Source organism: Mesorhizobium sp. AD1-1, from assembly GCF_020164655.1.
GTDB lineage: Bacteria > Pseudomonadota > Alphaproteobacteria > Rhizobiales > Rhizobiaceae > Mesorhizobium > Mesorhizobium ciceri.
Genome location: NZ_JAIUGP010000001.1, coordinates 276096 through 288562, shown reverse-complemented (window position 1 = coordinate 288562; position 12467 = coordinate 276096). Strand labels below are relative to the sequence as shown.

The window sequence follows — 12467 nt, the reverse complement described above, 5'->3', positions numbered from 1 at the left end:
CCGTTCTTGCAACAGCGCAGGCGTCGCCTGCGTCGCGTGGCTTGTGTATATGATACCACGAATGGCCTGACCACCGACATGAGACAAGCCGCCCCGAAACCGGCAGACATGAGACGGGCCGCATGACCGCGTCGATGCCTTCCTTGCTGTTCGGCGCCATTGCCGACGATCTGACCGGCGGCACCGAGCTGGCGTCGATGCTGGTCGCGCGCGGCATTCCGACGGGATGCACGGTCGGGCTGGACGCGCCGATCCCATCAGGCAATCTTGCCCATGTGATCCTGCTGAAGACCCGCGTCATCGCAGCCAGCGATGCGGTGCGCCAGGTGCTGGAGGCCGCGGACCGGCTGGTCGAAGCTGGCGCGCGGCAGATCTTCTTCAAATATTGCGCCACCTTCGATTCGACGCCCGCGGGCAATATCGGTCCTTGCGCCGAAGCGCTGCTCGAGCGCCTTGGCGGCGGCGTCACACTGTTCGCCCCCGCGCTGTGTGAGACTGGGCGCACCGTCTATCAGGGGCATATGTTCGGCGGTCCCCAGCTGCTTGCTGAGTCGCCCAAGCGCTTCGATCCGCTGACGCCGATGACCGATTCCAATCTGGTTCGCGTGCTGCAGGCGCAGAGCAGGGGCAAGGTCGGGCTGGTGCCCTATCTCGTCGTCGACGCCGGCGCTGGAGCCATCCGGAGCGCTATAGGAGAGCAAAGCAGGCGCGGCGAGACGCTGCTGGTCACCGACACCATCCGCGAGCGCGATCTGGCGGCGATCGCGGAAGCCACCTTCGACCTGCCGCTGATGACCGGCAATTCCTCAGTCGCCGCGCATCTGCCACCGGCCTGGCTCACGCATGGGCTGCTGGATTCAGGCGATCTCGTTGCCGCCAGCCTGCCGGCCGTCGAAGGGCCGGCAGCGGTGCTGGCCGGCAGCGTCGCCGACCGCACCATCGAACAGCTCGAGCGTTTTGCGCAAAACAATCCACTGCTGACGATTGACCTTGCCAGCGCCTTTGCCGGCGCCGATGTCATGGCCGAAGCGCGTACCTTCGCCCAACGGCATTTGCCCGGCGCGATGATCGCCATTGCTACGACAGCGCCGCAAGCGACCGTCGAAGCGCTGCAGCAGGCGCATGGCCGCGATATGGTGGCGGCAAGGGCGGAAGAGATCCTGGCCGGGATTGCCCAGATTCTGGTGCCCGAACTCGGCGTCCGCCGGCTCGTCGTCGCCGGCGGCGAGACCGCCGGTTCGGTGGTGAAGGCGCTCGGCATCGACCGGATCGCCATGGGCGCCTATGAGGGCCCCGGACTGTCGCGCGCCATCGCTCACCTCCCCGGCCGGCCCTCCGATCCGCTGGCGCTGATGCTGAAATCGGGAAAGCTCGGCGGCCCGGATATTTTCGCCGACGTCCTGCAAGACATGACACGGCCGAGCACTATTGCGCCGGCGATCGACACATGGCCACCGGCAAGGAGAGCATCGTGATGGAACTCGAAATCGAACGCACGAGCCTGATCACCGCGACGCAGACGCTGGACGCCAGCGGGATGAATGTCGGCACCACCGGAAACATCAGCGTGCGCACGACAGGCGGCATGCTGATCACGCCGACGGGAATAGCCACAAGCGCCTTGCGGCCGGAGCAGATGGTGGCGATGCAGCTCGATGGATCCTGGGACGGTGCGTTCCGGCCGTCGAGCGAATGGGAGATGCACGCCGAGATCTACAAGACGTTTCCCGAGACCGGCGCCGTCGTGCATGCCCATCCCGACCATTGTGTGGCGCTGTCGTGCCTGCGCGAACCGCTGCCGCTGTTCCACTACATGGTGGCGGGCTTCGGCGGCGATGATGTGCGCTGCTCGGACTATGCGCTTTTCGCGTCAAGCGAACTGGCCAAGGTTGCCGTCGTCGCGCTCAAGGACCGTACGGCTTGCCTGCTCGCCAATCATGGCATGATCGCCTTCGGCGGCGATCTCGACACGGCGCTCATCCGCACCATCAAGCTGGAAACCCTGGCGCGGCAGTACCTTTTGGCGCGCAGCGCCGGCACGCCGGTGCTCATCGAGGGCAGCGAGATCCCCGCCATTCGCGGGCGCTACAAGAATTACGGCCAGCAGAAGTAGCCGGCCGAGCAATTCCAGAAAAGGTGAAGCGGTTTCCCGGGAAAAGCGCATAGCGCTTTCTCCAGGGAATTGCGCCAAAACAAGGAACGGCTCTTCGCCCTCTTGAAGAACCATTCAGTCGACCTGCAAATGCGAGACGAAGGCCCGTCAGGCTCCATGAAGATCAGGCGGGGATCGGTTCGGCGGCCGGCGTATAGACGCCGATGGCGCCGGTGCCGATCAGCTGGTCGATGATCTCGGCGCTATAGCCGAGCACGTCGGCCAGCACGGCAGCTGTGTCCTGGCCCAGCATCGGCGGCGCGGTGAAGTCCGCGGTCAGCTGCGCGGCAAGTCCCTGCGCCGGGCGCACCATGGCGACGGAGCCGAGATGCGGATGCGGCAAGGTCTGGACGAGGCCACGCTCGCGCACATTGGAACTGTCGAAGACTTCCGGTATCGATTTTACCGTGCCGGCCGGCACGCTGGCGGCGGCACAGGTGGCCATCCAGTGGTCACGTGGCTTGGTCTTGAAGACGGCGGCTAGTTGCGGGATCAGCGCCTCACGGTTGGTGGCGCGCGCCCCTGCTTTGATGAAGCGCGCATCCCCAGCCAGATGTGGCAGATCAACGACCTTCTCGCACAGCGCCGCGAACTGGCGGTCATTGCCGACCGCCAGCGCAAAGCTGCCATCGGAGGCTTCGAATATCTGATAGGGAACGACCGTCGGATGGGCATTGCCGTAGCGGGCGACCTCTTGGCCGGTGTTAAGGTAACCGCTGCCGACATTGATCAGCAGGCTGAGCGCGCAGTCGATCAGCGACAGGTCGAGGAACTGGCCCTTGCCGGTCGTCGCGCGCTCGTAAAGCGCCGCCAGGATCGACTGCGTGGCGACCATGCCGCAGACGATATCGGTAATGGCGACGCCGACACGCATCGGTTCGCCATTGCTCTCGCCGGTGATGGCCATCAGGCCGCTTTCGGCCTGCATGACGAAATCATAGCCGGGCCGTCCGGCATCGGGCCCGGTCTGGCCGTAGCCGGAGATCGAACAGTAGATCAGCCGCGGATTTGACGCGCTGAGTTCCTTGAAACCGACGCCGAGGCGGTCGGCGGTGCCGGAGCGGAAATTCTCGACGACGATGTCGGCCTTGGCCGCCAGCTCGCGCACGATGGCCAGCCCCTGCGGGCTTTTCATGTCGAGCGCGATGCTCTGCTTGCCGCGATTGGCGCAGAGATAGTAGGTCGAGACACCCTTGTAGCTCGGCACCGACCACGCCCTGGTGTCGTCGCCGCCGTCGATGTTCTCGATCTTCCAGATCTCGGCGCCGAGATCGGCAAGGCTCATCGTTGCCCACGGCCCGGCCAGCACACGCGAGAGGTCGAGAACCTTGATGCCTTCGAGCGGCAAGCGCGCGGGTTCTGCCGTACCGGCATTCGCGGAATGGTCCTCAGTCACGATCAAAATTCCTTCGGGTGAATTCGGCAGGCTACTCAGACAGCCCTGAAAGTGTTGACCGGCTCCGGGAAATGGCAGGCGACGCGATGCGAACCACCGGCCGGATCGAGCGGCGGTTCGACGGCAGCGCAGATCGCCTGCGCCTTGAAGCAGCGCGTGCGGAAGCGGCAGCCGGATGGCGGGTTGAGCGGGCTCGGCACATCGCCGCTCAGCACGATGCGCTCGCGCTTGCGCTCCTTCTCGGGATTGGCGAGCGGCACCGCCGACAGCAGCGCCTGGGTGTAGGGATGCAGCGCCCTCGAATAGAGTTCGGCCGCCGGCGCGATCTCGACGATCTTGCCGAGATACATCACCGCCACCTGATGCGAGATGTGGCGCACGACGGACAGATCATGCGCGATGAACAGATAGGAGGTGCCGAAGGATTGCTGGATGTCCTTGAGCAAATTGAGCACGCCGGCCTGCACCGAAACGTCGAGGGCCGAAACCGGCTCGTCGAGGATCACCACTTGCGGATTGAGTGCCAGCGCGCGGGCAATGACGACGCGCTGGCGCTGGCCGCCGGACAGTTCGTGCGGATAGCGCTTGCCATGCTCGGGATTGAGCCGCACCAGTTCGAGCAATTCGGCGACGCGCGCGCGGCGGTCGGCCGCCGACATGTCGCTCATGCGCAGCGGCTCGGCGATGTTGTCGGCAATGCGCATGCGCGGATGCAGCGACCCGTAGGGATCCTGGAAGACGAGCTGGATGTAGCGCCGCATCAGGCGCATGTCTTCGTGATTGAGCGCGAGCAGGTTCTGGCCACGGAACCAGCTTTCGCCGCTGGTCGGCTCGATCAGCCGCATCAGGCAGCGCCCGAGGGTCGACTTGCCGCAACCGGATTCACCGACCAGACCCATCGTTTCGCCTGGTGCTACGTCGAACGAGACATCGGCGACCGCACGGACATGGGCAACGGCACGGTCGAAGACGAGGCCGCCGCGAACCGGAAAGTCCTTGACGAGATGGCGAACAGAAAGCGCAACCGCCGGTTTGGTTTCCGCCTGGAGTTGCTCCGCTGCGCTCATGGGGCCACGTCTCCACTGTCCAGGCTCGCCGCCGCCAGCACAGCACTGTGGAAGGGCGGCAAGGTCGTCGCGAAATGACAGGCCGAGAACCGGCCGCCGACATCGTGCAAAGGCGGGTCCTCGGTCCGGCAGCGTGCCGCGGCATAAATGCAGCGCGGATGGAAGGCGCAGCCGCCCGGCAAGCGCCCAAGTGCGGGCGGCGAACCGTCGATCGAGAACAGCCGCTCGCGGCTTTCCTCGAGGTTGGGGATCGAGGCGATCAGGCCACGGGTGTAAGGATGGCGCGGATCGGCGAACAGCTCGGATACGCCTGCCTGTTCGACGACACGGCCGGAATAGACGACCGCGACGCGGTCGGCATGGCCGGCGACGACGCCGAGATCATGGGTGATCAGCACCAGGCCGAGGCCGAGCCGTTCCTGCAGCGAGCGCAGCACGGCCAGGATCTGTGCCTGCACCGTGACATCGAGCGCCGTGGTCGGTTCGTCGGCAATCAACAGGTCAGGATCGTTGGCGACGGCCATGGCGATAACCGCGCGTTGGCGCATGCCGCCGGAGAATTCATGCGGATACTGGTTGACCCGGCGCTCCGGCTGCGGGATCGCCACCAGATGGAGCAATTCGACCGCGCGCGCCATCGCCTGTTTGCGTGTCACGCGATGATGCAGCCTGACCGCCTCGGCAATCTGGGCGCCGACGGTCATCACCGGATTGAGCGAGGACAGCGGGTCCTGAAAAATCATGGCGATGCGCGCGCCCCTGATCTTGCGCATCTCGCGCGCCGGTTTGCCGACCAGTTCGTCGCCGTTGAAGCGGACCGAGCCGGTGACCACCGCGTTCTTTGACGTGAGGCCGAGCGCGGCGAGCATGCCGACGGACTTGCCCGAGCCGGACTCACCGACAATGCCGACCACTTCGCCCTTGGCGACGTCGAGGTCGATCCCGCGAACCGCTTCGAACTGACTGCCGGCCTTGCGGAACCCGACCCGCAGACCGCGTATGGACAGCAGCGGCTCGCGCTCGCCCACCTTGTCGACTGCGCCCGGTGGCGCTGAGGAAATCTGTGCGCTCATCGCCTAGTCCGACCTTGGATCGAGAATGTCGCGCAAGCCGTCGCCTATGAAGTTAAAGCCGAGCACGATGGTGAGGATGGCGACGCCGGGACCGAAGGCGATCCACCATTGATAGAAATGAACGGCGCCATCGGAGATCATCGAGCCCCATTCGGGTGTCGGCGGCGTGGCGCCGAGGCCGATGAAGCTGAGCGACGCGGCAAGCAGCACGACCTGGCCCAAATCCATTGTCGCGCTGATCAGCACCGGGGTCCAGCAAAGCGGCAATATGTGCGTGAACAGCACGCGCCGCGGCCTGGCGCCGGCGGCGATTGCCGCCTCGACATGCTCGCGCTCCTTCACTTCCAATACCTGCGCCCGCATCAGCCGGGCGTAGACGGGCCACCAGACGAGCACCATGGCTATGGCGGCATTGCCGAGGCCTGGTCCGAGCGACGCCGCGACGGCCATGGCCAGCAGCATCGGCGGAAAGGACAGAGTGACGTCGACAAGCCGCATGATCGCCGCGCCGGTCAATCCGCCGACGAAGCCGGAAATGGCGCCGAGCAGCGAGCCTATGATCACTGCAGAGACGACGACCAGAACCGCGATCGGCAGCGAATGCGCGGCCCCGTGCAGAGTGCGGGCCAGCACATCGCGGCCGAGTGCGTCGGTACCCAGCCAATGCGCCCAGCTTGGCGCCTGAAGCCGGCGTGCGACCATTTCGAGCGGATCGAACTGCACGACCAGGTTGGCGAATACGGTCATGAACAGCCAGAACAGGATGACGACCGTGCCGATGACCAATGGCGCGGTCAGCCATTCGGGAACCGTCGAGGAGCGGGACTTGGTGACGACGACCGCCATCAGCTCAACCTCACGCGCGGATTGGCCACGACATAGAGTATGTCGGTGATAAGGTTGGTGACCAGGAAGGCAAGGCCGCCGACGATGGTGACGCCGATGATCGCCGGGAAGTCGAGCGCACGCGCTGCCTCCACGGCATAGGATCCCATGCCCGGCCAGGAGAAGATGGTTTCGGTCAGCACCGCGCCGGTGATCAGATAGGCGAAGGAATAGCCGATGACGGTCAGGGTCGGCACCATGGTGTTGCGCAACGCGTGGACGATGACGACGCGGAATTCGCTCGCCCCCTTGGCGCGCGCGGTGAGCACGAACTCGCGGCTCATCACATCAAGCATGTTGGCGCGCACCAGCCGCGATATGGTGCCCGAAACCGTCCAGCCGAGGACGAAGGCCGGCAGAAGCAGGTGCCAGAGCGCGTCCTTGAAGACGGTCCAGTCGCCAGCCAGAAGCGAATCGATGGTCAGGAAGCCGGTGATGCCGGGCGGCAATGCCAAGCGGGCATCGACCCTGCCCGGCCCCGGCAGCCAGTTCAGCATGACGGAGAAGATGAACAACAGGCCGAGCCCCGACCAGAACACCGGCAGCGAAGAGCCGAACAAGGCGAACAGCCGCGCGCCATGGTCGATCAGGCTGTTGCGGAAATAGGCGGCCAGCACACCAAGCACGATGCCGAGCGTGGTGCCGAAGATCATCGCGGCGAAAACCAGTTCGAGCGTTGCCGGCAAGCGGTAGAGAATGTCGGTGCCGACATTGCGCTTGGTGATGAACGAGGTGCCAAGATCGCCGCTCAGCAGATTACCAAGATATATCATATAGCGTTCCGGCAAAGGACGATCGAGACCCCAACGCGCCTTGGCGGCGGCCACCACTTCGGGGTTGCTCATCTGCTGTTCGGCGACAATCGCGGTCAGCGGATCCCCCTTGGTCACCGTGGTGATCAGGAAGGCGATGGTGACGATGCCGAGCACCAGAAACGGCATTGCGATAAGCCGGCGCAAAATATAGCGAGACACGTGGCTACCTTCACAAGGAGGGGCTTCGTAAGATGGCACAAGGCGCTGGGACATGCCATCGACGGAAACATATTGACAGCCCGCGAAAGCCGCTGTCAATATAAATGGAATTTAATTTCATTTTTGATCGACAGTGCCGACGTCACCGGCCCGACAGGCGGACGACGACGCCAGAAAGACCTCAGCGTGCGCAAGCGAGCCACCAGGGACGAGACGGAGCTTGAAGGCGAAGGCGCACAGCTTTCGTCGTCGCTGGTGCGCGGGCTCGGCATCCTGCGCGCCTTCCGGCCGGGCGACGCCTCGCTCGGCAACCAGGACATCATTGCCCGCACCGGCCTGCCCAAGGCCACGGTGTCGCGCATCACCTATACGCTGAGCGCGCTCGGCTACCTCCTGTACGACAAGGATCTCGGCCGCTACAGCCTGGGGTCGGCTACCGTGGCGCTCGGCTATTCGGCGCTCAGTTCAAGCGCCGTCGTGCACGTCGCCCGGCCGCTGATGCAGCCGCTGGCCGATTTGACGGGGGCGGCGGTGGCGCTCGGCACGCGCGACAGCCTCAACATGGTGTATCTCGCCAATTGCCGGTCGGAGAGCCTTGTCACGCTGCGGCTCAACCCGGGCTCCTATCTGCCGATCTGGAAGACATCGATGGGGCTGGCCTATGCGGCGGCCCTTTCACCCGAGGAGCGCGTCAGCCTTGTACGGGCTTTGCAGGAGGCGGAGCCGGACAAGGCAGCGATGATCGCGGTGGCGATCGACGATGCGATCGCCCAATATGCACGCCAGGGCTATGTGACGTCGTTCGGCGCCTGGCACAGCTACATCCATGCAGTCGGCGTGCCGTTCCGCCCGCGTGACGGCTCGCCGCTGGTTGCCATCACCTGCGGCGGCATCGGCGAGATCATCACCGAGGACCGCGCGCATGCCGAGATCGGACCGGCGCTGGTGGCGATGGTGAAAGCACTGGGCGACCAGCTCGAGGGAATTCCCGTGTAATCCCGGCACGGGATTGGTCCAGACGATCGGGCTGCATGCCGGCTTGAACTTGCCTGGTGGTGGCAGCACAGTCGCCGCCGATGGCATGGCGCTCGCGTTGTCAGTCCATCGGGTTCAGGTGACGGGGGGAGATCGGATGCCGATGAATTTTGCAGGACGGTTCAGCGACCGGGTGGCGGTCATCACCGGTGGCGCATCGGGCATTGGTCTGGCGGTGGCGCAGAGGATTGTCGAAGAAGGCGGACGGGTTTCGGTCTGGGATCGCGATCCCGCCCAGATCGAACAGGCCAAGGCCGTCATCCCCAGTCTTCACGGCATCGCTATCGACGTTGCCGATGCCGCTGGCGTGGAGCGCGCTGCCCGGTCAACGCTCGAAGCGCTTGGCGGTGTCGATATCCTGGTCACCAGCGCGGCGATCACCGGGCCGAACATGACGACCTGGAACTATTCGGCGGAAGATTGGCAGAAGGTCATCGACATCAACATCAACGGCGTCTTCTACTGCAACAAGGCGCTCGTGCCGCATATGCTCGAGCGCAACTATGGCCGCATCGTCAACATCGCCTCGATCGCCGGCAAGGAAGGCAATCCCAACGCCTCCGCCTACAGCACGTCCAAGGCCGCGGTGATCGGCCTGACCAAGTCGCTCGGCAAGGAACTGGCCAAGACCAAGGTGACGGTGAATTGCGTCACACCAGCCGCCGTGCGCACCGCGATCTTCAAGCAGATGAGCCAGGAGCACATCGACTTCATGCTGTCCAAGATACCGATGGCGCGCTTTGGCGAGGTCGACGAGGTGGCGGCGCTGATCTGCTGGATCGCCTCGGAAGAGTGTTCGTTCACGACGGCCGCCGTGTTCGACGTTTCCGGCGGCCGCGCCACCTACTGAGGCAGAACGAATCTCAATTCCACGTGACGGTGCAACGGATGGAGCATGCGGGCGTATAGTTGGACGCCTCGAATCGACAAGTCGCGACAAGGTAGCGGGAACCATGACACGGAATGCAGCCGTCAGGCGGGAGTTTGCTACTTTTGCTTAGAGCCGAATCTGCCGCACTGTCCGACGATGAGCTTCTGGACCGCTATCAGCGCGCCGCCTTCGATTACTTCCTCGATAACGTGAACCCCGAAAACGGACTGGTCGCCGACACATCGCGGCCAAATTCGCCGGCCAGCATCGCTGTCGTCGGCTTCGCGCTGTCCAGCTATCCGATCGGCGTCGAGCGCGGTTGGATGACGCGCGATGCCGCCGCGAAGCTGACGCTGGCCGCGCTGCGTTTCTTCTCGACCAGCCGGCAAGGCAATAGCGACGACGTCACCGGCCATAAGGGTTTTTACTACCATTTCCTCGATATGCGGACCGGCCTGCGCGTCTGGCGCTGCGAACTGTCGATGGTGGATACGGCGTTGCTGATATCAGGCATGCTGGTGGCGAGCGCTTATTTCTCCGGTGACGATGACGAGGAAGCCGAAATCCGCCAACTGGCCGAGGCGCTCTACCGGCGCGTCGACTGGCGGTGGGCACAAGGTTCAAGCCCGACCCTGCGGCAAGGCTGGAAGCCAAAGAGCGGCTTTCTGCACTATGGCTGGGAGGGCTACAACGAAGCGACGATCCTCTACGTGCTGTCGATGGCCTCGCCTGACAGTCCGACCTCGGATAACAGCTACGAGGGCTGGACGGCGACCTATCAGTGGGAAAACATCTACGGCTACGACGTGCTGTATGGCGGCCCATTGTTCATGCACCAGTTCTCGCATGCCTGGATCGATTTCGCCGGCATCCGCGACGCCTTCATGCGCGAGAAGAACTCGGACTATTTCGAAAACAGCCGCCGCTCGACCTATCTGCATCGCGACTATGCGCGCCACAACCCTTACGGCTATGACGGCTATGAAGAGAACCTTTGGGGACTTTCGGCGGGCGACGGGCCGGGCGGCTTCCGCACCAGCGTGGAGCGACAGCGCCGGCGGTTTTCCGGCTATGCCGCGCGCGGCGCTCCGTTCGGGCCCGATGACGGGACGATCGCCCCTTGGTCCTATCCGGCATCACTGCCTTTCGCGCCGGAGATCTGCCTGGCGGCGCTGCGCCATCTCGGTGATCGCTACCCCGAGGTGATCGACAATTTCCGGCTGCCGAGCGGCTTCAATCCGACATTGGCGAACCGGCGTAAATTCGGGAGGCACGGCTGGGTGTCGGAAGGCCACTATGGGCTGGATCAGGGTATCGTGGTGATGATGATCGAGAACCATCGGTCAGGGCTGATCTGGAAGCTGATGCGGTCCAATCAGCATATCCGTCGCGGCCTGCACAAGGCCGGATTCAATGGCGGCTGGCTGTCTCAGCCGGCAAGCCCGGCGTCAGGTGGCGGCAATGTCGCGTGACCGGACCAGGACCACCGCCTTCCCCGTCGACAGCAACGACATCAGTCTGATCGCGAGCGCCCATCCGCCGCACTGGAAGAACCCGCAGCCGGACGGTCCCTACAACCTCGTCGTCATCGGTGCCGGGCCGGCTGGGCTGACTGCCGCCTACGAAGCGGCCGGCCTCGGCGCAAAGGTCGCGCTCATCGAGCGCAATCTGATCGGCGGAACTTGCGTCAATGTCGGTTGCATCCCGTCCAAGTCGATCATCCGCACCGCAAGGCTTTATGCCGACATGCGCGATGCCGAGAATTTCGGCGGCGACATGCCGGACCGTCTTCACGTCGACTTTCCGCGCGCCATGACGCGGATGCGGCAGATCCGGCAGCGGATCAGCCGCGCGGATGCCGCCGATAGGCTGGTTTCCGAAGGCATCGACCTTTATTTCGGCGAAGCGCTGTTTTCCGGACCGGACGCTGTCACGGTCGCCGGACAAACCTTGCGTTTCAGGAAGGCGCTGATCGCGACAGGCGCGCGCCCGAGGCTGCCGACGATTCCAGGCCTTGCCGAGGCCGGCTATCTCAGCAACGAGACCATGTTCGAGCTCACGGAGTGCCCGAAGCGGCTTCTGGTCATTGGCGGCGGACCGCTCGGCTGCGAGGCGGCGCAGGCCTTCTGCCTGCTCGGTGCCAAGGTCATCCTGGCGCAACGGGAACCGATGTTCCTGCCCGGCGAGGAACGCGACGCCGCCCAGATCCTTTCGGACGCGCTGGCGCGCGAAGGTGTCGAGGTTCGCCTCAACACCGAGGTGGTAGCGGTGCGAACGGAAGGCGGCAAGAAGCTCGCCGATCTGGTGTGCGACGACATCACGACAACGATTTCCGTCGACGAGATCATCACCGGCATCGGCCGATCGCCCAATGTCGACGGCCTCGACCTGGAAAACGCCGGGGTGGCATACGATGCCGACGGTATCAAGGTGGACGATTATCTCCGCACCACAAATCCGCACATCTATGCGGCGGGCGATGTCTGCCTCGCCTACAAATTCACCCACACCGCCGAGGCCACAGCTCGCATGGTCGTGCGCAATGCCCTGTTTCTCGGACGCAGGAAACTGAGCGAGCTGGTCATTCCGTGGTGCACCTACACCGATCCGGAGATCGCCCATGTCGGCCTCTATCCGGCGGAGGCGCGCCAGAACGGCATCCCGGTCAAGACTTATACGGTGCTGATGCACGATGTCGACCGGGCGGTCATGGACGGCGAGGAGGAGGGTTTCGTCAAAATCCACGTCAGGGAAGGGTCCGACCGCATCCTGGGCGCCACGGTCGTCGCCAGCCATGCCGGTGAGATGATCAATGCGGTGTCGCTGGCCATCAAATCGGGCATGGGATTGCGTGCGCTGGCCGACGTCATCCATCCCTTCCCGACGCAGGCGCTAGGCATAAAGATGGCCGGCGACGCCTATCGGCGGACAAGGCTCACCTCATCATGGAAGCATCTGGCTGGCCGCTGGTTGGCGTGGTCCAGGCGATGGTGACATTCCGGCAGCCTGCCGCA

At 64.4% G+C, this 12467-nt stretch carries 11 protein-coding genes; 6 read left to right on the top strand and 5 right to left on the bottom strand.

Going from position 1 to position 12467, the window contains the following annotated elements; all coding sequences use genetic code 11:
* Positions 1 to 122 precede the first annotated feature (122 nt).
* Entirely contained in the window at positions 123 to 1475 is a 1353-nt protein-coding gene (otnK, locus tag LB519_RS01350) for a 3-oxo-tetronate kinase (RefSeq protein WP_224618410.1), read from the top strand.
* Entirely contained in the window at positions 1475 to 2113 is a 639-nt protein-coding gene (locus LB519_RS01345; protein ID WP_224618707.1) for a class II aldolase/adducin family protein, read from the top strand. Before otnK ends, LB519_RS01345 begins: the two co-directional genes overlap by 1 nt.
* A gap of 163 nt (positions 2114 to 2276) precedes the next feature.
* Here LB519_RS01345 and LB519_RS01340 read toward each other — a convergent pair whose 3' ends face one another.
* Genes LB519_RS01340 through LB519_RS01320 form a run of 5 tightly spaced genes read right to left on the bottom strand, consistent with a single transcriptional unit; the run spans position 2277 to position 7547 of the window.
* Complete coding sequence (locus LB519_RS01340; RefSeq protein WP_013528134.1) at positions 2277 to 3548, bottom strand: CaiB/BaiF CoA transferase family protein; 1272 nt, start codon at positions 3546 to 3548, stop codon at positions 2277 to 2279.
* Between the two features lie 35 nt (positions 3549 to 3583).
* Positions 3584 to 4615, bottom strand: a complete 1032-nt coding sequence (locus LB519_RS01335) for an ABC transporter ATP-binding protein (protein WP_224618409.1) — start codon at positions 4613 to 4615, stop codon at positions 3584 to 3586.
* Positions 4612 to 5688: an ABC transporter ATP-binding protein gene (locus LB519_RS01330; RefSeq protein WP_013528136.1), complete on the bottom strand. Its 1077-nt coding sequence runs from the start codon at positions 5686 to 5688 to the stop codon at positions 4612 to 4614. The genes LB519_RS01335 and LB519_RS01330 overlap by 4 nt, the downstream gene beginning before the upstream one ends.
* A gap of 3 nt (positions 5689 to 5691) precedes the next feature.
* Positions 5692 to 6534 carry an ABC transporter permease gene (locus LB519_RS01325; protein WP_013528137.1) on the bottom strand — a complete coding sequence of 281 codons (843 nt, stop codon included), beginning with the start codon at positions 6532 to 6534 and terminating at the stop codon, positions 5692 to 5694.
* Positions 6534 to 7547 (bottom strand): ABC transporter permease, encoded by a 1014-nt coding sequence (locus LB519_RS01320; RefSeq protein WP_023811560.1) that lies wholly within the window; start codon positions 7545 to 7547, stop codon positions 6534 to 6536. Before LB519_RS01320 ends, LB519_RS01325 begins: the two co-directional genes overlap by 1 nt.
* Before the next feature lie 123 nt (positions 7548 to 7670).
* Here LB519_RS01320 and LB519_RS01315 point away from each other — a divergent pair, with 123 nt between their 5' ends.
* The 4 genes from LB519_RS01315 (at position 7671) to LB519_RS01300 (ending at position 12447) form a co-directional block, all read left to right on the top strand.
* A complete protein-coding gene (locus LB519_RS01315) occupies positions 7671 to 8543 on the top strand; it encodes an IclR family transcriptional regulator (protein ID WP_224618408.1) in 873 nt (290 codons plus the stop codon).
* Between the two features lie 136 nt (positions 8544 to 8679).
* On the top strand, positions 8680 to 9432 hold the full coding sequence (locus tag LB519_RS01310; RefSeq protein ID WP_224618407.1) for an SDR family NAD(P)-dependent oxidoreductase: 753 nt from the start codon (positions 8680 to 8682) through the stop codon (positions 9430 to 9432).
* 143 nt (positions 9433 to 9575) lie between these two features.
* Positions 9576 to 10925 (top strand): glucoamylase family protein, encoded by a 1350-nt coding sequence (locus LB519_RS01305; RefSeq protein WP_013528141.1) that lies wholly within the window; start codon positions 9576 to 9578, stop codon positions 10923 to 10925.
* The gene (locus tag LB519_RS01300; protein WP_224618406.1) at positions 10915 to 12447 is read left to right on the top strand and encodes a mercuric reductase; all 1533 of its coding nucleotides are present in this window, start codon (positions 10915 to 10917) and stop codon (positions 12445 to 12447) included. Before LB519_RS01305 ends, LB519_RS01300 begins: the two co-directional genes overlap by 11 nt.
* Positions 12448 to 12467: the final 20 nt, after the last annotated feature.

Excerpts from the sequence above, each read along its gene's own strand:
- otnK (WP_224618410.1), top strand. The coding sequence starts at position 123 with ATGACCGCGTCGATGCCTTCCTTGCTGTTCGGCGCCATTGCCGACGAT.
- LB519_RS01345 (WP_224618707.1), top strand. The coding sequence starts at position 1,475 with ATGGAACTCGAAATCGAACGCACGAGCCTGATCACCGCGACGCAGACG.
- LB519_RS01335 (WP_224618409.1), bottom strand. The coding sequence starts at position 4,615 with ATGAGCGCAGCGGAGCAACTCCAGGCGGAAACCAAACCGGCGGTTGCG.
- LB519_RS01330 (WP_013528136.1), bottom strand. The coding sequence starts at position 5,688 with ATGAGCGCACAGATTTCCTCAGCGCCACCGGGCGCAGTCGACAAGGTG.
- LB519_RS01325 (WP_013528137.1), bottom strand. The coding sequence starts at position 6,534 with ATGGCGGTCGTCGTCACCAAGTCCCGCTCCTCGACGGTTCCCGAATGG.
- LB519_RS01310 (WP_224618407.1), top strand. The coding sequence starts at position 8,680 with ATGCCGATGAATTTTGCAGGACGGTTCAGCGACCGGGTGGCGGTCATC.
- LB519_RS01300 (WP_224618406.1), top strand. The coding sequence starts at position 10,915 with ATGTCGCGTGACCGGACCAGGACCACCGCCTTCCCCGTCGACAGCAAC.